Annotated in this window: 19 protein-coding genes; 6 read left to right on the top strand and 13 right to left on the bottom strand. The window is 62.5% G+C overall.

Annotated features, from left to right (window positions below; genetic code table 11):
• Positions 1-64: 64 nt before the first annotated feature.
• Together F2982_RS13420 and F2982_RS13415 are read left to right on the top strand one after the other, a co-directional pair.
• Positions 65-2278: a heavy metal translocating P-type ATPase gene (locus F2982_RS13420; RefSeq protein ID WP_203428104.1), complete on the top strand. Its 2214-nt coding sequence runs from the start codon at positions 65-67 to the stop codon at positions 2276-2278.
• An 88-nt stretch (positions 2279-2366) separates the two neighbouring features.
• On the top strand, positions 2367-2954 hold the full coding sequence (locus tag F2982_RS13415; RefSeq protein WP_203428103.1) for a YidB family protein: 588 nt from the start codon (positions 2367-2369) through the stop codon (positions 2952-2954).
• 70 nt (positions 2955-3024) lie between these two features.
• On the opposite strand, the gene serA is transcribed toward F2982_RS13415, so the two are convergent.
• From serA to ybgC, 13 genes are all read right to left on the bottom strand, one after another.
• A complete protein-coding gene (serA, locus tag F2982_RS13410) occupies positions 3025-4620 on the bottom strand; it encodes a phosphoglycerate dehydrogenase (protein WP_112718873.1) in 1596 nt (531 codons plus the stop codon).
• An 85-nt stretch (positions 4621-4705) separates the two neighbouring features.
• Positions 4706-5887: a phosphoserine transaminase gene (locus tag F2982_RS13405; RefSeq protein WP_130281936.1), complete on the bottom strand. Its 1182-nt coding sequence runs from the start codon at positions 5885-5887 to the stop codon at positions 4706-4708.
• Positions 5888-6076: 189 nt separating this feature from the next.
• Positions 6077-6916 carry an outer membrane protein gene (locus tag F2982_RS13400; protein ID WP_203428102.1) on the bottom strand — a complete coding sequence of 280 codons (840 nt, stop codon included), beginning with the start codon at positions 6914-6916 and terminating at the stop codon, positions 6077-6079.
• A gap of 205 nt (positions 6917-7121) precedes the next feature.
• Positions 7122-8474 carry a phosphoglucosamine mutase gene (gene glmM, locus F2982_RS13395; RefSeq protein ID WP_112718870.1) on the bottom strand — a complete coding sequence of 451 codons (1353 nt, stop codon included), beginning with the start codon at positions 8472-8474 and terminating at the stop codon, positions 7122-7124.
• A 248-nt stretch (positions 8475-8722) separates the two neighbouring features.
• Positions 8723-10654, bottom strand: a complete 1932-nt coding sequence (gene ftsH, locus F2982_RS13390; RefSeq protein ID WP_112718869.1) for an ATP-dependent zinc metalloprotease FtsH — start codon at positions 10652-10654, stop codon at positions 8723-8725.
• A 98-nt stretch (positions 10655-10752) separates the two neighbouring features.
• Entirely contained in the window at positions 10753-12090 is a 1338-nt protein-coding gene (tilS, locus tag F2982_RS13385; protein WP_203428101.1) for a tRNA lysidine(34) synthetase TilS, read from the bottom strand.
• A gap of 11 nt (positions 12091-12101) precedes the next feature.
• Positions 12102-13145 carry a tol-pal system protein YbgF gene (gene ybgF / locus F2982_RS13380; protein ID WP_203428100.1) on the bottom strand — a complete coding sequence of 348 codons (1044 nt, stop codon included), beginning with the start codon at positions 13143-13145 and terminating at the stop codon, positions 12102-12104.
• Between the two features lie 163 nt (positions 13146-13308).
• Positions 13309-13839, bottom strand: coding sequence for a peptidoglycan-associated lipoprotein Pal (gene pal, locus F2982_RS13375; RefSeq protein ID WP_112718866.1), 531 nt, complete (start codon positions 13837-13839; stop codon positions 13309-13311).
• Positions 13840-13996: 157 nt separating this feature from the next.
• Positions 13997-15307 (bottom strand): Tol-Pal system beta propeller repeat protein TolB, encoded by a 1311-nt coding sequence (gene tolB, locus F2982_RS13370; RefSeq protein WP_112718865.1) that lies wholly within the window; start codon positions 15305-15307, stop codon positions 13997-13999.
• A gap of 21 nt (positions 15308-15328) precedes the next feature.
• Positions 15329-16465, bottom strand: coding sequence for a hypothetical protein (locus F2982_RS13365; protein ID WP_130281944.1), 1137 nt, complete (start codon positions 16463-16465; stop codon positions 15329-15331).
• Positions 16466-16473: 8 nt separating this feature from the next.
• Positions 16474-16929 carry a protein TolR gene (tolR, locus tag F2982_RS13360; protein ID WP_112718863.1) on the bottom strand — a complete coding sequence of 152 codons (456 nt, stop codon included), beginning with the start codon at positions 16927-16929 and terminating at the stop codon, positions 16474-16476.
• A gap of 21 nt (positions 16930-16950) precedes the next feature.
• A complete protein-coding gene (gene tolQ / locus F2982_RS13355) occupies positions 16951-17670 on the bottom strand; it encodes a protein TolQ (protein ID WP_112718862.1) in 720 nt (239 codons plus the stop codon).
• Between the two features lie 401 nt (positions 17671-18071).
• Positions 18072-18521 (bottom strand): tol-pal system-associated acyl-CoA thioesterase, encoded by a 450-nt coding sequence (ybgC, locus tag F2982_RS13350; protein WP_112718909.1) that lies wholly within the window; start codon positions 18519-18521, stop codon positions 18072-18074.
• A 119-nt stretch (positions 18522-18640) separates the two neighbouring features.
• Between ybgC and F2982_RS13345 the strand changes: the two genes are divergently transcribed.
• From F2982_RS13345 to F2982_RS13330, 4 genes are all read left to right on the top strand, one after another.
• A complete protein-coding gene (locus F2982_RS13345; protein ID WP_203428099.1) occupies positions 18641-19861 on the top strand; it encodes an NAD-dependent epimerase/dehydratase family protein in 1221 nt (406 codons plus the stop codon).
• Between the two features lie 247 nt (positions 19862-20108).
• Positions 20109-20930 (top strand): glycosyltransferase, encoded by an 822-nt coding sequence (locus tag F2982_RS13340; RefSeq protein WP_203428098.1) that lies wholly within the window; start codon positions 20109-20111, stop codon positions 20928-20930.
• Positions 20927-21832 (top strand): NAD(P)-dependent oxidoreductase, encoded by a 906-nt coding sequence (locus F2982_RS13335; RefSeq protein ID WP_203428097.1) that lies wholly within the window; start codon positions 20927-20929, stop codon positions 21830-21832. Before F2982_RS13340 ends, F2982_RS13335 begins: the two co-directional genes overlap by 4 nt.
• Before the next feature lie 33 nt (positions 21833-21865).
• On the top strand, positions 21866-22564 hold the full coding sequence (locus F2982_RS13330; protein WP_203428096.1) for a hypothetical protein: 699 nt from the start codon (positions 21866-21868) through the stop codon (positions 22562-22564).
• The last annotated feature ends 46 nt before the right edge of the window (positions 22565-22610 follow it).

The raw sequence follows: 22610 nt of genomic DNA, 5'->3' as shown, positions 1-22610 counted from the left end.
CTCTTGCACCTCTAGTCGCTAGAGGATGTAGGAAGAACACCGGTAGATGACAAGGAACCGGATCATGGCTGTAACATCTCAGGCAAAATACCGCGTCGGCGGCATGGATTGCGCCTCCTGCGCATCGAAGATCGACACGGCCGTTCGCCGCCTTCCCGGCGTCGAGGATGTCGCCGTCTCGGTTACCGCGGGCACGATGACCGTCAGCCACGACGGCAGCAGCGATCTCGGCGCCATCGAGAAGCGTGTGACGGGGCTCGGCTACTCCGTCGTCCCCATGCCGCTCGGCAAGCAGAGCGCCCCTGCCCCGTCATCTCCCGCGCATCACGATCATGACCACGCCGGTCACGATCACTCCCACCATGACCACGACCACGCGGAAATCGAAGGGCTGCACGGCCACGACCATGCGCCGATGGACGGTCCATGGTGGAAAAGCCGGAAGGGCCAGCTCACCATCCTGTCCGGCATCGCTTTCGCAGTCGCCTATGCGGCCGGCCATCTCCTGCCACAGATCTCTGCCTATGCCTTCACTGTCGCCATGCTGATCGGCCTGATCCCGATCGCGCGGCGCGCGGTCATGGCAGCGCTTGCCGGCACACCCTTCTCGATCGAGATGCTGATGACCATCGCTGCCGTCGGCGCCGTCATCATCAATGCCGCCGAAGAAGCCGCGGCCGTCGTCTTCCTCTTCCTTGTCGGCGAATTGCTCGAAGGCGTTGCGGCAGGCCGCGCCCGCGCCAGCATCCAGTCACTGACGACGCTGGTCCCGAAGAGCGCATTGCTGGAAGAAAACGGCGCGACACGCGAAGTTCCCGCCGAAGCCCTCGCCGTCGGCTCGATCATTCTCGTGCGCCCCGGCGATCGCATCTCCGCCGACGGCATCATCGTCTCCGGCGAAAGCGCCATCGATGAATCGCCGGTGACTGGCGAAAGCGTTCCCGTTCGCAAGGGACCCGACGATACGGTCTTCGCCGGCACCGTGAATGGCGACACGGCGCTTCGTATCCGCGTCTCCGCCGCCGCTGCCGACAATACCATCGCCCGCGTCGTCAAGCTGGTAGAAGAAGCCCAGGAATCCAAGGCACCGACGGAGCGCTTCATCGACCGCTTCTCGCGCTATTACACGCCGGGCGTCGTCGCGGTCGCCGCGCTCGTCGCCGTCCTGCCGCCGCTCGTTGCCGGTGGTTCCTGGAGCGAATGGGTCTACAAGGGCCTTGCCATCCTGCTGATCGGCTGCCCCTGCGCGCTCGTCATCTCCACCCCCGCCGCCATCGCCGCATCGCTCTCCTCCGGTGCTCGCCGCGGCCTGCTGCTGAAGGGTGGCGCCGTTCTGGAAGGTCTCGGCAAGATCACCGCCGTAGCGCTCGACAAGACCGGCACGCTGACCGAGGGAAAGCCGAAAGTCACCGACATCCTCGCCTTCGGCAGCTTCACCGAGGCGCAGGTCCTCTCGCGCGCCGCAGTGCTGGAGCGCAGCTCCAGCCACCCGCTGGCGCTGGCGATCCTCAACCGCGCAGCGGCAGACAAGGTACCCGTGCCCCCGGCATTCGAAGTCGCCGCCATTGCCGGCAAGGGCATGACCGGCCGCGTCGGAGGCGAGCAGCTCGATCTCTTCTCTCCCGCCGCAGTCCGCGAACAACTGAGCCCGGAACAGGACAGCGCGATCCAGGCGCTGAACGATCAAGGCAAGACGGTCTCGATCCTGCTCGTCAACGGCGCGATCGCCGGCGTTATCGCCATGCGCGACGAGCCGCGCGATGATGCGGCAGCCGGGCTCAAGGCGCTGACAGCACGCGGCGTCAAGGTGGTGATGCTGACCGGCGACAACGCCCGCACCGCCAAGGCGATCGGCGAGCAGCTCGGCATTGAGGTGCGCGCCGAGCTGATGCCTGAAGACAAGCAGCGGATCGTCGGCGAACTGAAGCAGCAAGGCTTCACCGTCGCCAAGGTCGGCGACGGCATCAACGACGCCCCTGCCCTTGCCGCTGCAGATATCGGCATTGCCATGGGCGGCGGCACCGATGTGGCGCTGGAAACCGCCGATGCCGCGATCCTCCACGGCCGCGTCGGTGATGTCGCCGCCATGATCGCGCTCTCGCAGCGGACGATGCGCAACATCTTCCAGAACATCACCATCGCGCTCGGTCTGAAGGCCGTGTTCCTGGTGACGACGATCATCGGCATCACCGGCCTCTGGCCCGCGATCCTCGCCGACACCGGCGCGACGGTTCTGGTGACGATCAACGCGCTGCGTCTGTTGCGCCCGGCGCGTTGAAAAATCCGGACCCGCGGAACATTTTGCCCTGTCGCGCATTCACGCTCGCGGGCGGACTGCGCCCTGGCGATTTCAGCGGGAGGACACCATGGATCGCAAAAGTCTTATGGCATTGCTGGGCATTCTGGCCGTTGCGGGCTACCAGAACCGCGACAACATCACGGCGACGCTGCGCGAGATGACCGGCGGCGGGCAGCCGCAGGGCTCCGGAGCGCAACCCGGCGGCGCCGCTCCACAGGCCGATGGCGGCCTCGGTGGCCTGCTTGGCGGCATTCTCGGCGGCGGCCAGGATGGTGGCGGTGTCACGCAATCCGGTGGCCTTGGCGGACTGGGCGGCCTGCTCGGCGGTCTCGCCAGCACCGGCCTCGGCGATCTGCTCAAGGGCAATTCCGCCGGCGGCATCCTGAGCGGCGGCCTTGGCGGTCTGCTCGATCACTTCCAGCAGAACGGCTTCGGCGACACGGCAAACTCCTGGGTTTCCTCTGGAGAGAACAAACCGATCGACAACGGCCAGCTCTCCCAGGCGCTCGGCCCCGACATTCTGGACGAGCTCGCCAAGGCGACCGGCCTGAACAAGGACGACCTCCTCGCCCGGCTTTCGAAAACATTGCCGCAGGCCGTCGATGGGCTGACGCCGCAGGGCCGCGTGCCTGACGCGGGCAGCATCAGCGCCTGACCCCCATCGCACGAAAAAGCCCGGCGCAGTCTCCCGCGCCGGGCTTTTCTTTGTCTTCCTGGGAGGAAAATCAGTCGACCGCGAAGACCAGCGGCTTTGCCTGGCGGATCGCCGCATTGGCCGTCAGCTTCGCCAGAACTTCATCGCTCAGCGGACCATCGACATAGAGCAGCGCGATCGCATCGCCGCCCTGCTTGTCACGGCCGAGCTGGAAGTTGGCGATGTTGACGCCGGCGGAGCCGAGCGTCGTGCCGATGAAGCCGATCATGCCGGGAACGTCGGTATTGGTGATGTAGACCATGTGCGAACCGACATCGGCGTCGAGGTTGATGCCCTTGATCTGGATGAAGCGCGGCTTGCCATCCGAGAAGACGGTACCGGCAATCGAGCGCGTCATCGTGTCGGTCTTCACCGTCAGCTTGATATAACCGTCATAGACGCCGGTCTTGTCGCGCTTGACTTCGGAAAGGACGATGCCCTTTTCCTTGATCATGACGGGAGCCGAAACCATGTTCACATCGGCAACCTGGCTGCGGATCAGGCCGGCCAGCGTCGCAGAGGTGAGTGCCCGGGTGTTCATGCCGGCGGTGACGCCGTCATAGAGGATCTCGATTTCCTTAATCGGCTCGTCGGTGACCTGGCCGACAAAGGCGCCGAGAACGTCGGCGAGCTTGATGAACGGCTTCAGGATCGGCGCTTCTTCAGCGGTGATCGACGGCATGTTGATGGCGTTGGAAACGGCACCCTTGACCAGATAGTCGGACATCTGCTCGGCAACCTGCAGAGCGACGTTCTCCTGGGCCTCGGTGGTCGATGCGCCCAGATGCGGCGTGCAGACGACGTTCGGCAGACCGAAGAGCGGGCTTTCCTTGGCAGGCTCGACTTCGAAGACGTCGAAACCGGCACCGGCGACATGGCCGGACTTGATGGCTTCGGCAAGGGCAGCTTCATCGACCAGGCCACCACGGGCGCAGTTGATGATGCGCACGCCGGGCTTGGTCTTGGCGAGGTTTTCCTTGCCGAGAATGCCGCGGGTCTTGTCCGTCATCGGAACGTGGAGGGTGATGAAATCAGCCTGGGCGAGCAGCTCGTCGAGCTCGACCTTGGTGACGCCCATTTCCTGGGCGCGCTCGGCCGAGAGGAAGGGGTCATAGGCGAGGACATGCATGCCGAGGCCAATCGCCTTCTTGCAGACGATGCCGCCGATATTGCCGGCGCCGATGACGCCGAGCGTCTTGCCGGTGATTTCGACACCCATGAACTTCGACTTTTCCCACTTGCCGGCCTGCGTCGAGGCATCGGCCTGCGGCAGCTGGCGGGCAACGGCAAACATCAGCGCGATGGCGTGCTCGGCGGTGGTGATCGAGTTGCCGAAAGGCGTATTCATGACAATGATACCGCGGCGCGATGCAGCCGGGATATCGACATTGTCGACGCCGATGCCGGCGCGGCCGATGACCTTCAGGTTGGTCGCCGAGGCGATCAGCTTCTCGGTCGCCTTGGTGGCCGAACGGATGGCAAGGCCGTCATAGTTGCCGATGATTTCGGCGAGCTTGTCCTTGTCCTTGCCGAGCTGCGGCTGGAAATCGACTTCGACGCCGCGGTCACGGAAAATCTGGACGGCGGTTTCCGACAGTTCGTCGGATACGAGAACGCGAGGTGCCATTGGGGGCTTCCTTCAAAAAGTTCAGCGATGGATGAAATCAGGGATGCTGGGCTCCGCCATCAAGACGGAGCCGTATGCGATCAACTCAGGCAGCAGCCTGGGAAAGCGTAGCTTTCTGCGTTTCGAAGGCCCAGGAGAGCCACGGCATCAGCTTCTGCATGTCGGATGCCTCGATCGTCGCACCGGCCCAGATGCGCAGGCCCGACGGGGCATCGCGGTAAGCGCCGATATCATAGGCGACGCCTTCCTTTTCGAGGAGAGCGACGAGACCCTTGGCGAAATTCGCCTGGCCGTCCGCGTCGAGAGCGACGACATCCTTGTCGACGATCTTCAGGCAGATGGAGGTGTTGGAAGCCGTCTCGGCCTTGACCGCCAGGTTGGCGATCCAGTCATTGGCGGCGATGAAATCGGCGATGACCTTGGTATTGGCATCGGCACGCGCCATCAGCGCCTTCAGGCCACCGAGCTTCTGAGCCCAGAGCAGCGCATCGATATAGTCTTCGACGCAGAGCATCGACGGCGTATTGATCGTCTCGCCGGTGAAGATGCCCTCGATCAGCTTGCCGCCCGAGGTCATGCGGAAGATCTTCGGCAGCGGCCAGGCCGGCGCATAGGTCGTCAGGCGCTCGACGGCGCGCGGCGACAGGATGATGACGCCATGAGCGCCCTCGCCGCCGAGAACCTTCTGCCAGGAGAAGGTGACGACATCGAGCTTGGCGAAGTCCATGTCCTGGGCAAATGCCGAGGAGGTCGCGTCGCAGATCGTCAGACCCTTGCGGTCGGCAGGGATGAAATCGGCGTTCGGAACGCGGACACCCGAAGTGGTGCCGTTCCAGGTGAAGACGACGTCGCGGTCGAAATCGATGGTCGAGAGATCGGGCAGCTCGCCGTAACCAGCTTCGATCTTGCGGACGTCCTTCAGCTTCAGCTGCTTGACGACATCGGTGACCCAGCCGGCGCCGAAGCTTTCCCAGGCGACCATGTCGACGCCGCGCTCGCCGAGCAGCGACCAGAGCGCCATTTCGACGGCGCCGGTATCGGAGGCGGGAACGATGCCGATGCGGTAATCCGCGGGCACTTCCAGAATTTCACGGGTAAGATCGATGGCCTGCTTCAGCTTCGTCTTGCCGACTTTCGCACGGTGCGAGCGGCCGAGAGGCGCGTCGGAGAGAGCATCGAGCGACCAACCGGGGCGCTTCGAGCAAGGGCCAGAAGAAAAATGGGTGTTATTCGGACGTACGTCCGGCTTTGCGGTGGCAGTGGCCATATGTATACCCTTCCAGGTAATTAGCCTCTCGTTGGGGAGAGGTGTCCCACCGCCGTAGATACAGACGTCGCCCGTCTGGGTCAACGGAGAAGTGTCGCAGCCTGAGGATTTTTTGACGCAGGCGCGACGGATGGCCACAAATGCAAAAAGCCGCCCGAAGGCGGCTTTCGCAAATCAGTCTCGATCCGATTACTTGTAAACCGGCTGCTGCAGCGGGATCGCCGGAGCGGGTTCGTAGGCAACGGGCTCCTGGCAACCGCCGAAGAGGTAACGGGCACCGGCGCGGACTTCGTGGACGTTGAAGCCCTTGTCACGACCCGGGCCGCCGTTTTCAGCGTAGCCGAACATGCTGCCGCCGTTGACATGCAGGAAGCGGTAGCCGAGGTCGGCCTTGACGTTGCAGCTGACGTCGATGGAGGTACCGGCCATCAGAGCGTAGCTGAAGCGCCAGTTGCCCTTGCCCTTATGCGTAACTTCGTCATCGCAACCGCCGCCGTCGTCCTGGCAGGCGACGTTGCGGAGGTTGTTCCACTTGACGTAGGAGCCACCGATACCGGCACCGGCGTAAGGCGTGAAGATGCCGTAGGTGCCGAGATCGACATAGGCGTTGGCCATCAGGTTCCAGGCGCTCAGCGACGAACGATCGCTCGACGTGCAAGGCTCGAGCGGCGAGCCGCACTCGCCCGTGGTCGAACCGTGGAAGTCAGCCTTGGTCAGGTAATCCAGCGTCAGATCGGTGCGCAGGTAGTTGTTGACCTGGTAACCGACACCGCCGCCGACGGTGAAGCTGTCGCGAAGATCGGCGCTGGTGAAATCAACTTCGTTGTCATTGCTGCCCTGGAAATAGCGGGCGCCGCGCAGATCGGTGAAGCCGTAACCGACGTCACCGCGCAGATACCAGCCGGTCGTTTCCGTGACCGTGACTTCCGGCGGCATTTCCGGAACCGGCTCGACAGGAGCGAGATCGGCCGCCAGTGCATTCGATGTCATCAGCAGTGCGGCGAAGATGCCGGCCAAGCTTCTTTTCATGATCCACTCCAAAGAAGTTACATTGGCCCGGCACGCGCCTGCCAATCTGATACGCTTTGTTTGGATAATGAACGGGAAACGTTAAAACCCGCTTAACTACGAATATTTACCGTGTTTCTTCAGGGATCGCTCACCATAGTCAGTGGCGCAAAGAAAAAGCCGGCGCTGAAAGCACCGGCTTCATGATTGGCTGGAGCGCTTCTTCTTAGGCCGCGCTGCGCACGTTCGAGATCGTGCCGATCAGGTCGTTGACGATGCGCTCGATCTGGGCGCGGTCGTCGCCTTCCGCCATCACGCGGATCAGCGGTTCGGTGCCGGAGGGGCGGATGACGAGGCGGCCGTTCTTGGCGAGCTCGGCTTCGGCATCGGCGATCGCCTTCTGTACCTGGATATCCTCGAGCGGCTTGCCGCCGGAGATGCGGACATTGCGCAGCAGCTGCGGCACCGGCTCGAACCGGCGGCAGATTTCGCTGACCGTCTTGCCGGTGCGCTTGACCGCAGCCAGGATCTGCAGGGCAGCCACGAGACCGTCGCCCGTCGTACCGTAGTCGGACATGACGATATGGCCGGACTGTTCGCCGCCGACATTGTAATTGTGCTGGCGCATATGCTCGACGACATAGCGGTCGCCGACCTTGGTGCGGGCAAGGTTCATGCCCTTGTCTTCCAGGAAACGTTCCAGGCCGAGATTGGACATCACGGTGGCGACGATGCCGTTGCCGCGCAGCTGCTGACTGTCGGCCCAGCTTTCGGCGATGACGGCCATCAGCTGGTCGCCGTCGACGATTGCGCCGTTTTCATCGACGATGATCACTCGGTCCGCATCGCCATCGAGCGCGATGCCGATATCGGCGCGCACTTCATCGACCTTCTTCTGCAGGGCGACCGGGCTCGTCGAGCCGCAATTGAGATTGATGTTCGTGCCGTTCGGTTCGTTGCCGATCGTCACGACATCGGCGCCGAGTTCCCAGAGCGCGGCCGGTGCGACCTTGTAGGCGGCGCCATTGGCGCAGTCGATGGCGATCCTCAGGCCCTGCAGCGTGACGTCGCGCGGCAGCGTGCGCTTGGCATGCTCGATATAGCGGTCGTGAACGCCGTCGATGCGCTTGGCGCGGCCGATATCGTCAGACTTGGCGAGCTGGCCGGAAAGGTCCTTCTCGAGCAGCTCTTCGATCTGCTGCTCGATATCGTCGGAAAGCTTGTAGCCGTCAGGGCCGAAGAGCTTGATGCCGTTATCTTCATAAGGGTTGTGCGAGGCGGAGATCATCACGCCGATATCGGCGCGCAGCGAGCGCGTCAGCATGGCGACGGCCGGCGTCGGGATCGGGCCGAGAACGAAGGCGTCGATGCCGGCGGCGGTGAAGCCCGCGACCATCGCGTTCTCCAGCATGTAACCGGAAAGGCGGGTGTCCTTGCCGATGACGACGCGGTGGCGGTGGCTGCCGCGGCGGAAGATGGTGCCGACTGCGATGCCGACCCGCATCGCCAGATCCGGCGTCATCGGGAAGATGTTCGACTGGCCGCGAATGCCGTCCGTGCCGAAGTAACGTCTTTTCATATGTACCCCTATGCTTCCGGCGCGCCAAGAAGACGGCGCCATGTGCCAAGCAATTCCCGGCTGCGGGAGCGAATCAAATCGCTCGAAATCCACTGATGCAGCCTGCTCATGATAGCGGCATGCCACAAAACGCAGGCGCCATCACGTCAATTACGACGAAAACCGATTATATCGCGTTACTGCACAGGAAAGGCCGGATTTCCTGGGGAAACCCGGCCTCTCTTAAGCTTAGTCCGTTGTACTTTCGGTCAATGCGGCTGCGGCTCGAGGCCACCTTCGGCCTCATCGCCCTTCGACGCCGGACGGGCGCCAGCCTTCGGAACAGCCGAACCACGGCTCGGCGGCGTATCGTCGCCAAGATCGCGCGCCGGCTTTTCGCCGCGGATAAGCGCCTTGATCTCTTCGCCGGTCAGCGTTTCGTATTCCAGCAGGCCCTCGGCAATCGCGACGAATTCGTCGTGATTGTCGGTCAGGATCTGGCGGGCCTCGGTATAGGCGTCCTCGATCAGGCGGCGCACTTCGCTGTCGATCTTCTGGGCCGTCGCTTCGGAGACGTTCTTCGACTGCGAAACCGAATGGCCGAGGAAGACTTCCTGCTGGTTTTCACCATAGGCGACCTGGCCGAGCACGTCGGAGAAGCCCCACTGGGTGACCATCGCGCGGGCAAGCTTGGTGGCCTGCTCGATGTCGGAGGATGCACCCGAGGTGATGTTCTCCTTGCCGAAGGTCAGTTCCTCAGCGATACGGCCGCCCATCATGATGACGAGGCGCGAGACCATCCATTTGTAGCTCATCGAGTAGCGGTCGCCCTCGGGAAGCTGCATGACCATGCCGAGAGCACGGCCACGCGGAATGATCGTTGCCTTGTGCAGCGGATCGGCGACGGCAACCTTGAGCGCCGTGATCGCGTGACCGGCTTCGTGATAGGCCGTGAGCTTCTTTTCCGCCTCGGTCATCGCCGAAGAGCGGCGCTCGGCGCCCATCATGATCTTGTCCTTGGCGTCTTCGAATTCCTGCATGGTGACGACGCGCTTGTTGCGGCGTGCGGCCATCAGGGCAGCTTCGTTGACGAGGTTCATCAGGTCGGCACCCGAGAAACCGGGCGTACCGCGCGCCAGCGTCTTCAGATCGACATTCGGAGCCAGCGGAACGTTGCGGGCATGAACCTTCAGGATACGTTCGCGGCCGACGATATCGGGGTTCGGAACCACGACCTGGCGGTCGAAACGGCCCGGACGCAGCAGCGCGGGATCGAGAACGTCAGGACGGTTGGTCGCAGCGATCAGGATGATGCCTTCATTGGCTTCGAAGCCGTCCATCTCGACGAGGAGCTGGTTGAGCGTCTGTTCGCGTTCGTCGTTACCGCCGCCGAGACCGGCGCCACGATGGCGGCCGACGGCGTCGATTTCGTCGATGAAGATGATGCAGGGCGCATTCTTCTTGGCCTGCTCGAACATGTCGCGGACGCGGCTTGCACCGACACCGACGAACATTTCGACGAAATCGGAACCCGAGATCGTGAAGAACGGCACATTGGCTTCGCCCGCAACGGAACGCGCCAGCAGCGTCTTACCGGTACCGGGAGGGCCGACGAGCAGAACGCCGCGCGGGATCTTACCGCCGAGACGCTGGAACTTCTGCGGGTCACGCAGGAATTCGACGATTTCCTCGAGGTCCTGCTTGGCTTCGTCGACGCCTGCGACGTCTTCGAAAGTCACGCGGCCATGCGCTTCGGTCAGAAGCTTGGCCTTGGACTTGCCGAAGCCCATCGCGCCGCGGGAACCACCCTGCATCTGCCGCATGAAGAACAGCCAGACGCCGAGGATCAAGAGCATCGGCAGCAGCGTGCCGAGATAGCTCAGGAAGCCGGAAGAGCCGTCGGTTTCCGGACGGGCCGAAACCAGGACGTTCTTGGTCTGCAGGCGGTCCAGCAGGCTGTCGTCGATCACAGGCGAATAGGTCTGGAAGGTGGTGCCATTTTCAACATAGCTGCCCGAGACACGGTTGCCCGTGACCACGACTTCCTTCACGCGGCCCGCATCAACCTCACGCAGGAACTGCGAGTAAGGGATTTCGCGCGAGCTCGTCTGTGCCGGCGTCGTCTGGAACATGCTGAAAAGGGCGATCAGCAGAAGCGCTATGATCGCCCACAAGGCGAAATTACGTAAGTTAGGGTTCATTGAACTCCCCAGCACTGGAACAGCCGCCGTTTGGCGGCCGTCTTATTTGAACTCTAACATAGGGTTGCGCTGTGCCGTTGCCAAGGCGATCCCCTGCGTCAGGTGGTTTTTCCGTCAATAAGTCCTAAAGGCAGCGTTGGATAGGGGCGTGTTCCAAATGCCGCCGTCAGGCGCCAAGCGAAAATGAAGTCGAATCGTGTCAAAAAGCGGTCGAACGGCGCAAAATACGGTTCGAGCGCCACGGCGCCCAAAAATGCTCCGGACACATTTGCGTCATCCGCTGGAAAGATCGCCGGCTGGGCGGCAAGGGCACGCTTCAACGCCGATTTCGGCAGGCGGCTTTCGGACGGCGTTTCGGCAGCGATACCGCCGCTTTTTTCGATCCTGATCGGGAAGCTCGCGCCGTTGAAGACGCGGAACCGCCCATCCCAGATGCCGCTCGTGCCGGGAGACAGAGATAGTGGCAAGATGCCGCGGTCTTCGCGGCTGAAATAAAGGCCATCACGGCGCTTGTCGAAGACGACGCGGCCTGCCGTCACCCTCCCCGGCTCGCCGGTCCCAAGGAAAGTCAGAAGCCGCTGCAGCGATTGCGCACCCATCACGAAAGACTGCCCGCCGAAGACCGCGCCGAGACGGCCGAGTGCATAGGCGAATGCCGGATTGCCGATCGCGATGCCTTCGATTGCGATACGCCCGAGACCTGGGGCGCAAAGGGTGAAATGCTTCGTCAGCCAATCCGCCGCTGCATCTGCGAGCGCTGCGCGGCCTTCCGGCTGCGGCAATTCGCGAGCCACAGCATCGGCAGGGATCGCCGCCCGCGTTTGAACCCGCTCATACTTCATGTCGTCATTGCTGGGATCATCCGACCAGCCGACACCACGAGACGTGAGAAAACGTCGGATATCGCCCCGCGTGCTCGCAAGCAGCGGCCGGGCGATCCAGATGGAGCGGTCGAACAGCACCGCATCAGCAATGCCCGTATCTAGGTCGCCGACGGAACCGCGCTTACTGCGCATGATCAGGGTTTCCCGCTGATCGTCGAGCGTATGGGCGGTGACGATGAGATCGGCGCCGAACCCGACAGCGGTTTCGGCGAGCAGCGCATACCGCGCCTCGCGGGCGGCAGCCATGATGCCGGATTTCGGCTTGGCGCCGTGCCAGACAGCGATCCGGTGGGGGATGGAAAGCGATTGGCAGAGAGCAGCGACATCGCGCGCCTCATCCGCCGATCCGGCGCGCAGGTCGTGATCGACCGTTGCAGCGCAGAGGGAAAATTTCGAATGGGGATCGGCTTTGACGGCTTCGGCAAGCGCGACGAGAAGCCCGGTGGAATCGCTGCCCCCTGAAATCGCGACAAGAATGCGCGCGGGTTCGGCAAGCGATTGGAGAAAGCGGCTGACCGCTGCCTCGGGCGACAGGGGGATTTCCGGATACAAGCCGGAAACCCTTAGCAGGCGAGACGCTTCTGTTCGCTCGCGACCTTGCTTATGACAGCGCGCGAAGCCTTCGGATAACGGCGGGTCACTTCCTTGAGCGTTGCGCAGGCCGTGTCGGTGTTATCCAGAGCGGCAAGCGACATGCCGAGCTTCAGCAGCATTTCCGGCGCCTTCTCGGAAGAGCCGTATTTCTGATGCGCGTTCAGGAAGGTCTTGGCGGCCTCGTTGAACTTGCCCTGCGAATAAAGCGCTTCGCCAAGCCAGAAGTTGGCGTCGGCAGCGCGGGCGCTGCCTGGGTACTGGGCGATATACTGCGTGAATTCCTGTTCGGCCGTCGCATAGTCGCCGGAGAGAACATGGCCGTATGCGGCCTTGTACTGGTCGTTCTCGCTGCCGAGCGATGCCGTCTGCTGCGACGAGGTACCGGCGCCCGGAGGCGGCAGCGGCGCGGAACCGACTTCGGCGCCCGGATTGACCGTCCCGCCGACCGGGTTGCCGTTCTGGTCGAAATCCATCGAGCCGAGCTGCTGCGGCGGCTGGCCGAGACCGCTGTTCGACGGCACGTCGTTGGAGGGAGCCGTTTCGGCTCCCTGCGGTGCTTGGATGATCGTTGCGACGTCGTCACCGCCCTGCCCCTGCGAACCGGCCTGCGCCTGGTTCGTCGATGCGGGAGGAACGTCTGCCTCGCTCTTCTTGGTGCCCTTGGTGCTGCCGCCCATCGAGCCGCCGCCGCCACCGCCACCACCGCCCTTTTCGAGCTGCTGGAAGCGGAACTCGTTGTCTTCCTGCGTCTTGCGAAGCGATTCCTGCATCTGCAGGATCTGGTAGCTCATCTCTTCGATGCGGCCGTTCAGCTGACGCAGCTGGTCTTCGAGCTGCTGCACACGCATTTCCGTGCCGCTGCTCTGCACGTTGACGACAGGCGGCATCTGCGCCTGGGTCTGCGCGGGCTTGCCGCCAAGATTCAGACCGAGAAACGATGCGGAGTAAGCCGCTCGCTCGGTTCCCGTCACAGCCGCGAGGCAGAGCACCCCTGCCACGACATATTTCTTCATAGGTATCGTCCTGTCCCAGTGATTCTTCGCGCCCCGATGGCACGAACAGGAGATTTTGCCAATTGCTTTCAAAAAGCAACGGAGTCTGGCCAAAGTGTGTTCAAAAAGAAAAGGCGGCCCGCGAACGGACCGCCTTTCCAAAATGTAATGCGATATCCGCAGATTACATGCCAGCGCCGCCGAGAACGGTAACGGCGCGGCGGTTCTGCGACCAGCAGGAAATGTCGTCGCAGACGGCAACCGGACGTTCCTTGCCGTAGGAGATCGTCTTCATGCGCTGGGCCGGGACGCCGCGCGAAGCGAGGTAGTCCTTGGTGGCAGCAGCACGGCGAGCGCCGAGAGCAAGGTTATATTCGCGGGTACCGCGTTCGTCGGCATGGCCTTCGACGGTGATCGCGTAGTTCGGGTAGCGGGCGAGCCACTGAGCCTGACGGTCGAGCGTCTGGGCAGCGTCTGCACGGATCGAGGTGGAGTCGGTATCGAAGAAGATACGGTCGCCAACGTTGACGGTGAAGTCCTGAGCCGAACCCGGGGTCGCCGCACCAGCGCCGAGGCCGAGATCGCCGGCACTGTTGGCCATGTTCTTCTTGTTGGCGCAGCCAGCAAGAGCCAGACCAGCGACGAGAGCGATCATGACGGGATTGCGGGCGAGATTCTGCATGCGGCTCATAGCCGGGGTATGAATGCGGCTCATGGCCGGGTCTCCTTGCGACTTCATCAGGGTTGCCGGACTGTAACCGTACTCGGTTAACCGCCGCTCAATAAGTATGGTTAACGATTTACTGATTTGTCCCTACATTGCCCATTTTCAGGACTTTGCGGCGACATGAAGGCGTATTCCAGGCTCTCCACTACTCGAGCAGCGGCGACCATGCCGGGTCGGAAGCGTAGGTCGGAGTCTTGATGAGCTGCTCGTTGTAGCCCGTCAGGTCGATCGAATAGAGCTGCGGACCACCGGCACCCGCCGCCTGGCGGAAGAACATGATGACGCGGCCGTTCGGTGCCCAGGTCGGGCCTTCGTTGTGGAAGCCCGTCGTCAGGATACGCTCGCCCGAACCGTCCGGCTTCATCACGCCGATCGAGAACTTGCCGCCCGACTGCTTGGTGAAGGCGATGAGATCGCCACGCGGAGACCAGACCGGCGTCGAGTAGTTGCCGTCGCCGAAGGAGATGCGCGTCTGGCCGGAGCCGTCGGCATTCATCACGTAGATCTGCTGATGGCCGCCGCGGTCGCTTTCGAAGACGATGCGGTTGCCGTCAGGCGAATAGGACGGGGACGTATCGATCGCCGCCGTCGAGGTCAGGCGCGTCGTCGTGCGCGAACGCAGGTCCATCGTGTAGATGTTGGCGTTGCCTTCCTGCTGGAGGCTCATGACGACCTTCTGGCCATCGGGAGAGAAGCGCGGGGAGAAGGTCATGCCCGGGAAGTTGCCGACCACTTCGCGCTGTCCGGTCTCCAGCTGCAGCAGGTAAACGCGCGGCTGCTGGTTGGCGAAGGACATGTAGGTCACTTCCTGGCGGTTCGGCGAAAAGCGCGGCGTCAGAACGAGGTCGCTGCCATCGGTCAGGGTGCGGACGTTGAAGCCGTCCTGGTCCATGATGGCGAGCTGGCGCTTGCGCTGCTGCTTCGTGCCGGATTCCGAGACGAAGACGACGCGGGTATCGAAATAGCCTTCTTCGCCGGTGATCTGCTTGTAGATCGCGTCAGCGATGATGTGGGCAACGCGGCGCCAGTTTTCCGGCTGCGTGTAGAACTGCTGGCCGGTCATCTGCTGGCCGGCGAAGGTATCCCAGAGACGGAACTCGGCGCGAAGGCGGCCGTCGGCCTCCTGCGTGACGCGGCCGGTGACCAGCGCCTGTGCATTGATGACCTTCCAGTCCTCGAAGCGCGGAGCGGCATCGGGGTTCGAAATCTTCTCGATGAAGGCGTTCTTGTTGACGGGCGCGAAAAGACCCGAGCGCTGCAGGTCGGCGGCAATCACCTGAGAGACCTGGGCGCCCATGTCGCCCTGCAGGAAGTCGGTGACGGCGATCGGCAGCGGCTGAACGTTGCCCTTGTTGATGTTGATTTCGACGAGCGCGTTCGCAGGCGTCGTAAACGCACCCGCGGTGACGAGACCCGCCACCATCATCAAGGCGCGGAGAAGGGAAGACTTTCTCATATGACAGAGGCCTTTCAGCATTTAAATCCCTAGATCGCTGGGATCGAAGTTCACGACGACTTCGTTCCAGGCATCGTATTTATCTTTTGGAAGAGTGGAGAACGGCGCGGACTTCATGATCGCGCGATAGGCACCGCCTTCGAGAGCGCGGCGTGTCGCATCGTTGTCGCCACCGGTCGCCTCGACTTCGGGCTGGCCGATGATGTTGCCGTCTTCATCAAGCTTCATGTGCACCTTGATGCGCACTTCGTTCATGCCTTCCATGCCCGGAATGACATTCCAGTTGCCGGCAATCGCGCTCTTCAGCGCATCCATTTCGCTCATCGACAGCTTCGAAGCGCCCTGGGTCGCCTTCTTGGCGCCGAGCGAAGCTTCCTGCGTCGAGCGCTTGGTACCGCCTGCGGAAGGATCGGTCTTGTTCAGAAGGGCGGCGATATCGTCGGCATTGAAGTCGCTCTTCATCGACGAAGCGGACTTGGCCACTTCGCGCTTCTGATCGTCCTTCTTCTTGTCGGTCGGCTTTTCGGCCGTCTTCGGCTGGTCCTGAGGCTTTTCCGGCGGCTTCTCGGCCTGCTTTTCCTCAGGCGGCTTCACCTGCGGCTTGGCAACCGGGGTCGGCACCTTGTCCGGCAGCGCTTCGGCATCAGGCTTCGGCGCTTCCTCGGGCTTCGCCTCCTCGACCGGCTTTTCCTCGGGCTTCGGCGGCGTCGGCGCGACGTCAGGCTTTGTCTGCGGAATGGAAGCGACTTCCTTCGGCTGTTCGACCTCGGTCTCTTCCTTGTTGACTTCCTTCACCTCGTTCGGGATCGGATCAATCTTCTGCGCCGGCTTCTCGCTGGAATTGGCGGCAGCCGCATCCGTATTGCTCGGCTTGGCGTTCGGAACCGGCGTTGTCTTGAGGTCGACCTTGTTGTCGCCGACATTCTCACCCTGGTCGGGCGTCGGCGGACGCGTCGTCGGCTTCGGCGCCGACGTTTCCTTCATCGGCGCCTTCTTGTCGCCCTGCTGCATCTGGGTGATCGATTCGACCGGCACCAGATCGACTGGCATCGCTTCGAAATCATCGACCTTGAAATGCTCGGGCGAGCCGATGCTGACCAGTGCCGCAGCGAGCACCAGTCCATGCAGAACAGCAGATGTGACGACGCTGGTCTTCATCTTGCTTTCTACTGGTCCTTCTTCTGCTGCGTGACGAGGCCGATATTCTTGAAGCCCGCACCCTGGATGCGTGCCATCACGTCGGCGATCACGCCGTAGGGCGCAGTTGCATCACCGCGCACGAAGATGCGCTCGTTGTAGCCGGTCGTGGCGATTGCCTCGAGTTTCGCGGCAACCTCGTCGACCGGGATCGGCGTTTCCTGAAGATAGACTTCGCCGCTGTTCTTGACCGAAATCGTGATCGGCTGCGTCTCGGAATTCAGCGCCTTCGCCTGCGTTTCCGGCAGGTCGATCGGCACGCCGACCGTCATCATCGGTGCTGCGACCATGAAGATGATCAGCAACACGAGCATGACGTCGACAAGCGGCGTCACGTTGATTTCGGAAATTACATTCTTGTTCCGGCCACCGCGGCGGCGGCGTCCGCCACCGCTTCCGGAATTGCCTCCAACAGCCATACCCATGGTCGTTACTCCGCCGTTCCGTTACTGCGCGGCCTGGCGCGGCTGCAGCTTCTCGTCGATCTGGCGCGAAAGGATGGCGGAGAATTCATCCGCAAAGCCTTCCATGCGCGCCGAGAGCTTGCCGGCATCCGCGGAGAACTTGTTGTAGGCGATAACCGCCGGAATAGCGGCAACGAGGCCGATGGCGGTTGCGAGAAGCGCTTCGGCGATACCGGGAGCGACGACCGCGAGATTGGTGGATTTCGAACCGGCGATAGCCTGGAACGAGGTCATGATACCGACGACGGTACCGAACAGACCGATGAACGGACCGGCCGAGCCGATCGTCGCCAGCGAACCGAGACGGGCCGAGAGGCCTTCGGATTCACGCGACAGCGTCACGTCCATGGCGCGGTCGATACGCATCTGCAGACCGATCGGCGACCGGGCGCCGCGCTCGAAGGACTTCTTCCACTCGCGCATGGCCGCAACGAAGATCGCCGCAAGACCGGTATTGTTGCGCTCGGACAGCGTCCTGTAGAGCTCTTCCAGCGACTGGCCCGACCAGAACACCTGTTCGAACTTGTCGAACTGGCGGCGGGCGCGGCCATAGGCCAGATATTTGTCGATGACGATCGCCCAGGTCCAGACCGAGGCTGCCAGCAGCCCGAGCATGACCAGTTTTACGACGATGCCTGCCTGCATGAACAGCGACCAGAGGCTGACGTCGGCCGTTGCTGCTGCCAATCCTGCTTGTTCCATTGATCCAAAATCCCCGAATCCAAACGCCCGGCGCTTGACCGGGCGGCACAAAAAGTGATCTCGCAAGAAATGTCTGGCGACCGCCGCCTTAAGCCCTGGTCAAGCTCGAAGCTTTTCTTCCGCCTTCCTTGCCGTCAAATTTGGTCAAAGGAAGGCGTGCACCGCACAAACTCTGACTTTCAGAGTAAGACACTATTATGGTTAATAGTTCGTTAGTGTCAGAGTGCGGCGGCAAGCTTATTAAAGCTGATGTTTTTCTAGCCGGTTTTAACCTGATTCAACGGTTCCGGCGGCGGAGCACCGCGCATTTCCTGCAGCGCGGCAATTCCTTCACATGAAACTCATGTTTTTGCAAGGGCGCAATTCCGGCTTTTCAGCTGCCGGAATGCCCTGCTTTACGGCTATTCCGTCTCGATCAGCATCTGCTTCGCCAATGCTTCCGGCAGACGGCGCGGGCGGCCCTTGGCGTTGATGACGGCAATGATGACCTTGGCGGCGATCAGCGGCGTTTCGCCGCGGCGGATTTCCTGCGACAGAACCATCTTCGCGCCGCCGGCCTTTTCGGTCCGCGTCACGATGGTCAGGATATCGTCCATCCGCGCCGGCGTCTTGAAGTCGATTTCCATGCGGTGGACGACGAAGACCAGCCCTTCCTCATCCGCAGTGATCAGCTCGCGCTGCTCGACGCCGAGGCAGCGCAGATAGTCGGTACGGCCACGCTCGAGGAAATGGAGGTAGCGGGCGTGATAGACCAAGCCTGAGAAATCGGTGTCCTCGTAATAGACGCGCTGGATGAGCCGATGGCCCTCCTCCGTCAGCGCCCCGGCAATCAGAAAACCGTCTTCCACCATCATCGTCTCCAAATGGGCATGCCTCTTTGCCGCGGCCGCAGCAGCGGCCGGAGGCATTGAACAATCGTCATAATCTCTAAGTATTCCCGATAGTGGATGAGCACGCAGGAGGCAATGCGATGAAAATTGCAGTGATGGGCGGAGACGGATTCATTGGTTGGCCCACCTCGTTGCATCTCTCCGACGCGGGCCACGACATCCACATCCTCGACAATCTCTCGCGGCGGTGGATCGACACCGAACTCGGCGTGCAATCGCTGACCCCGATGGACTCCATTCAGGAGCGCACCCGTATCTGGCATGCCGAGACCGGCCGGCGCATCCATTTCAATCTCATCGACCTCTCGAAAGACTACGAGCTCCTGAAGAAATGGCTCGGCGAGAACCGCCCTGACGCCATCATCCATTTCGCCGAACAGCGCGCCGCGCCCTATTCGATGAAGAGCGACCGCCACAAGAACTACACCGTCAACAACAATGTCAGCGCCACCCATAACCTGTTGAATGCCATGGTCGAGCTGCAGCTCGATGCGCATCTGATCCATCTCGGCACGATGGGTGTCTATGGCTATTCGACGGTGGGCGCGGCAATTCCCGAGGGATATCTCTCCGTGGGCATCGAGACCTCGGCGGGCGAGACCGCAAGCCAGGAAATCCTCTACCCGTCCAATCCCGGCTCGATCTATCACATGACCAAGTGCCTGGATCAGCTGCTCTTCCAGTTCTACGCCAAGAACGATGCGCTCCGGATCACCGACCTGCATCAGGGCATCGTCTGGGGCACCCATACCGAACAGACCCGCCGCCACCCGCAGCTGATCAACCGCTTCGACTATGACGGCGACTACGGCACGGTGCTGAACCGCTTCCTGATCCAGGCGGCCATCGGCTATCCCCTCACCGTCCACGGCACCGGCGGCCAGACCCGCGCATTCATCCACATTCAGGATTCCGTCCGCTGCATCGAACTGGCCCTGAAGAACCCGCCGGCCCGCGGCTCCCGCGTCGAGATCTTCAACCAGATGACCGAGACCCATCGCATACGCGACCTCGCCGAGATGATCGCCAGGATGAGCGGCTCCGAAATCATCCGGCTGCCGAACCCGCGCAAGGAAGCGCCGGAGAACGAGCTGATCGTGAAAAACGAGAAATTCCGCGCGCTCGGCCTCGACCCGATCACGCTCGAGGCCGGGCTGCTGACCGAGATCGTCGACGTCGCCAGGAAATTCGCCTACCGCGTCGACCGCTCCCGGGTACCTGCGGTGTCCGCCTGGACCAAGGATATTGCCGCGACGATCAATCATGATCCCGAGGGTAAGCGGTTGAAGTCGGTGTCGTGACGGAGACGCTTGTGCTGCGCGGCCTCACCCTACACCTACAGAACGCCCGGCGGTGCCCGGAGCCCCCTCACCCTGCCCTCTCCCCGCGGGGGAGAGGGGGCGTCAGCACAAGCTGCGGTGTTCCCTTCTCCCCCGCGGGGAGAAGGTGGCCCGAAGGGTCGGTTGAGGGGGCCACACGGCGCACCGTCTCTTTCGTTTGCCCTGCAGCCACAGCAGCAGTCGAGCATCATCGCAAGGCGGCAAACTCATGACCCAACCCTCGCGTCACGCCTACATCACCCTCGTCACCAACCCCGACTACGCCAAGGGCGCCACCGCCCTCATTAACTCCCTGCACCAAACCGGCACGAAAGCCGACCTCGTCATCCTCCACACCGGCGCCGTCACACGCGCCGATCTCGCCCCATTCCTGGACAAGGGCTGCCGCCTCATCGAAGTCGCCCACCTCCCGCTCTCGGACGCCTTCAACCAGCGCCACGCCCGCGGCAACGTCCACGCCTCCGCTCCCTTCACCAAAGGCCGCAAGCCCGACTTCCACACGCCGCTCGACAATTTCTGCAAGTTGCGCCTCTGGGAATTGACCGAGTACGACCGCGTGGTCTTCATCGACGCCGATGCCGTCGTGCTGCGCAATATCGATCGCCTCTTCTCCTATCCGGAATTCTCTGCCGCCCCCAATGTCTATGAATCGCTTGCCGATTTTCACCGGCTGAACTCCGGCGTCTTCGTCGCCACACCCTCGAAGGAGACCTTCGCCCGCATGCTGCAGGCGCTCGACGCACCCGATGCCTTCTGGCCGCGCACCGACCAGACCTTCCTGCAGCAGTTCTTCCCGGATTGGCACGGCCTGCCCGTCTATTTCAACATGCTACAATATGTATGGTTCACCATGCCCGCGCTTTGGGACTGGAACAGCATTTCGGTGCTGCATTACCAATATGAGAAACCGTGGGAGACCGATCATCCGAAGGCGGCACAATTGCAGCCGCTGATCAATCTCTGGCACGCGCTCCATGCCGGCAAGGCGCTGCCGGATCTGGCAGCCATGAACAACCCGGAGGTGGCATGAAGGTACTGGTATCGGGCGGCACCGGTCTCGTCGGACGCTATATCGTCGAGGAACTGCTGAATGCCGGATACCAGGTCATCATCGGCGGACGCCACGCGCCGCTGCCGCGGCTGTTTTCCCGCCCCGTCGATTTCGCGCCGCTCTCGCTCGATCCTGATACGGACCATATCGAAGCCTTCGACGACGCCTATTTCTTCGTCCACGCAGCTTTCAGCCATGTGCCCGGCAAATACCGCGGCGGCGAAGGCGATGACCCCAAAGGTTTCAAGCGCCTCAATCTCGACGGCACGGTAAAACTCTTCGAGGCCGCCAGGCGCGCCGGAACCCGCCGCTGCATCTTCCTCTCCAGCCGCGCGGTCTATGGAGATGCCGCTACTTCTCATTTGCAGACCGAAGACCTGCTGCCGAAACCCGATACGCTCTATGGCGAGGTCAAGCTCGATTGCGAACGCGCGCTTGCCCATCTCGCCGGCCCCGGCTTTGCCGCGGTGAGCCTGAGGGCAACCGGCGTCTATGGCGATCTCCTGCCCAACAAGTGGAGCGGACTGATCGACGACTATCTCGACGGCAGGTCGCTTCCGGCGCGGGCGGGAACCGAGGTCCACGGCCGTGATCTCGGCACCGCCGTGCGGCTGATGCTCGAGATCGAGGCATCGCGGATATCGGGCGCGGTCTTCAATGTCTCCGACATCACCGTCGATACGCGCGATATCCTTGCCCGGATACAGGCAGAAACGGGCTGTTCCCACACACTGCCACCGGCGGCAGACAAGGCATCCCTCAACCGCATGCAGACCGCCAAGCTCGAAGGCCTCGGCTGGAAGCCGGGAGGCCTGCCGCTTTTTGCCGAGACCGTAAAGACGCTCGCCCGGCGATTAGTGCCAAGGCCCGCGCAAGCCTGAAGTTGCAGAAATCCCCTCGTAGTATCGGGGGATATGATGCAGATCGCACAGTCGAATGCGCTGAACATTCTGCGCAGCACGCCGCAATCGCTTGCGGCATCGGGAACTTCGAGCAGCGATCCGCAGCTCAGAATGCTTCAGCGCGCCGACGAGGCGCTCAACGCCCTGCAGCAGGACAAGAAATCCTCCGCCGACCTCGCAAAGGAACGCGCCGCGCGCAAGCTCGCGGAACTCCAGCAGCAGGTCGAGATGCTGAAGAGCGGCGGTCTGTCGCCTGAGGCGACCGCCCGGCTCGCAGCACAGCTGTCGCAGAAGATCGCATCCGCCGCAGCGCAATTTGCCTCCGCCGTCGCCGGCGCGGGCGTCACACCCGGCGCAGTCACCGCTGCCTCCACCGAAGCAAGCACGGCAGGAGCAACGGCCACGTCGTCATCGGCGGATGCTGCGTCTGCGGAAGCCGATCCGGCGACCGCCGAGACCGAACCCGTCGATACCGCGCAGGCCCGCAAGGCCTATCAGGACACTGCCGCCGATGGCGAGCAGCAGGCCACCGGCCTGTCTGACGAAGACCGCTCGACGCTGGAGAAATTGCAGTCGCTTCTGCGCGAAGTACGCCAGATCCTCAACAAGGCGATGGACGAGTTGCGCAACGGCAGGACCGGCGCGGACGCAGCACAGGCAATGCCGATGCCGACGGCAGCCTCCGCCATCCCCTCCAGCATCGTCATCTAGCCCGATCGGCAAAGCCAACGACGCTTTCGCGCATTTGCATTGATCT

This window comes from Rhizobium sp. BG4 (assembly GCF_016864575.1).
In the GTDB taxonomy this organism is placed as follows: Bacteria; Pseudomonadota; Alphaproteobacteria; order Rhizobiales; family Rhizobiaceae; genus Rhizobium.
Note: the sequence above shows the minus strand (reverse complement) of the source record. Positions and strands in the feature narration are given on the sequence as shown.

Excerpts from the sequence above, each read along its gene's own strand:
- F2982_RS13420 (WP_203428104.1), top strand. The coding sequence starts at position 65 with ATGGCTGTAACATCTCAGGCAAAATACCGCGTCGGCGGCATGGATTGC.
- F2982_RS13415 (WP_203428103.1), top strand. The coding sequence starts at position 2,367 with ATGGATCGCAAAAGTCTTATGGCATTGCTGGGCATTCTGGCCGTTGCG.
- serA (WP_112718873.1), bottom strand. The coding sequence starts at position 4,620 with ATGGCACCTCGCGTTCTCGTATCCGACGAACTGTCGGAAACCGCCGTC.
- F2982_RS13405 (WP_130281936.1), bottom strand. The coding sequence starts at position 5,887 with ATGGCCACTGCCACCGCAAAGCCGGACGTACGTCCGAATAACACCCAT.
- F2982_RS13400 (WP_203428102.1), bottom strand. The coding sequence starts at position 6,916 with ATGAAAAGAAGCTTGGCCGGCATCTTCGCCGCACTGCTGATGACATCG.
- glmM (WP_112718870.1), bottom strand. The coding sequence starts at position 8,474 with ATGAAAAGACGTTACTTCGGCACGGACGGCATTCGCGGCCAGTCGAAC.
- ftsH (WP_112718869.1), bottom strand. The coding sequence starts at position 10,654 with ATGAACCCTAACTTACGTAATTTCGCCTTGTGGGCGATCATAGCGCTT.
- ybgF (WP_203428100.1), bottom strand. The coding sequence starts at position 13,145 with ATGAAGAAATATGTCGTGGCAGGGGTGCTCTGCCTCGCGGCTGTGACG.
- pal (WP_112718866.1), bottom strand. The coding sequence starts at position 13,839 with ATGAGCCGCATTCATACCCCGGCTATGAGCCGCATGCAGAATCTCGCC.
- tolB (WP_112718865.1), bottom strand. The coding sequence starts at position 15,307 with ATGAGAAAGTCTTCCCTTCTCCGCGCCTTGATGATGGTGGCGGGTCTC.
- F2982_RS13365 (WP_130281944.1), bottom strand. The coding sequence starts at position 16,465 with ATGAAGACCAGCGTCGTCACATCTGCTGTTCTGCATGGACTGGTGCTC.
- tolR (WP_112718863.1), bottom strand. The coding sequence starts at position 16,929 with ATGGGTATGGCTGTTGGAGGCAATTCCGGAAGCGGTGGCGGACGCCGC.
- tolQ (WP_112718862.1), bottom strand. The coding sequence starts at position 17,670 with ATGGAACAAGCAGGATTGGCAGCAGCAACGGCCGACGTCAGCCTCTGG.
- ybgC (WP_112718909.1), bottom strand. The coding sequence starts at position 18,521 with ATGGTGGAAGACGGTTTTCTGATTGCCGGGGCGCTGACGGAGGAGGGC.
- F2982_RS13345 (WP_203428099.1), top strand. The coding sequence starts at position 18,641 with ATGAAAATTGCAGTGATGGGCGGAGACGGATTCATTGGTTGGCCCACC.
- F2982_RS13340 (WP_203428098.1), top strand. The coding sequence starts at position 20,109 with ATGACCCAACCCTCGCGTCACGCCTACATCACCCTCGTCACCAACCCC.
- F2982_RS13335 (WP_203428097.1), top strand. The coding sequence starts at position 20,927 with ATGAAGGTACTGGTATCGGGCGGCACCGGTCTCGTCGGACGCTATATC.
- F2982_RS13330 (WP_203428096.1), top strand. The coding sequence starts at position 21,866 with ATGATGCAGATCGCACAGTCGAATGCGCTGAACATTCTGCGCAGCACG.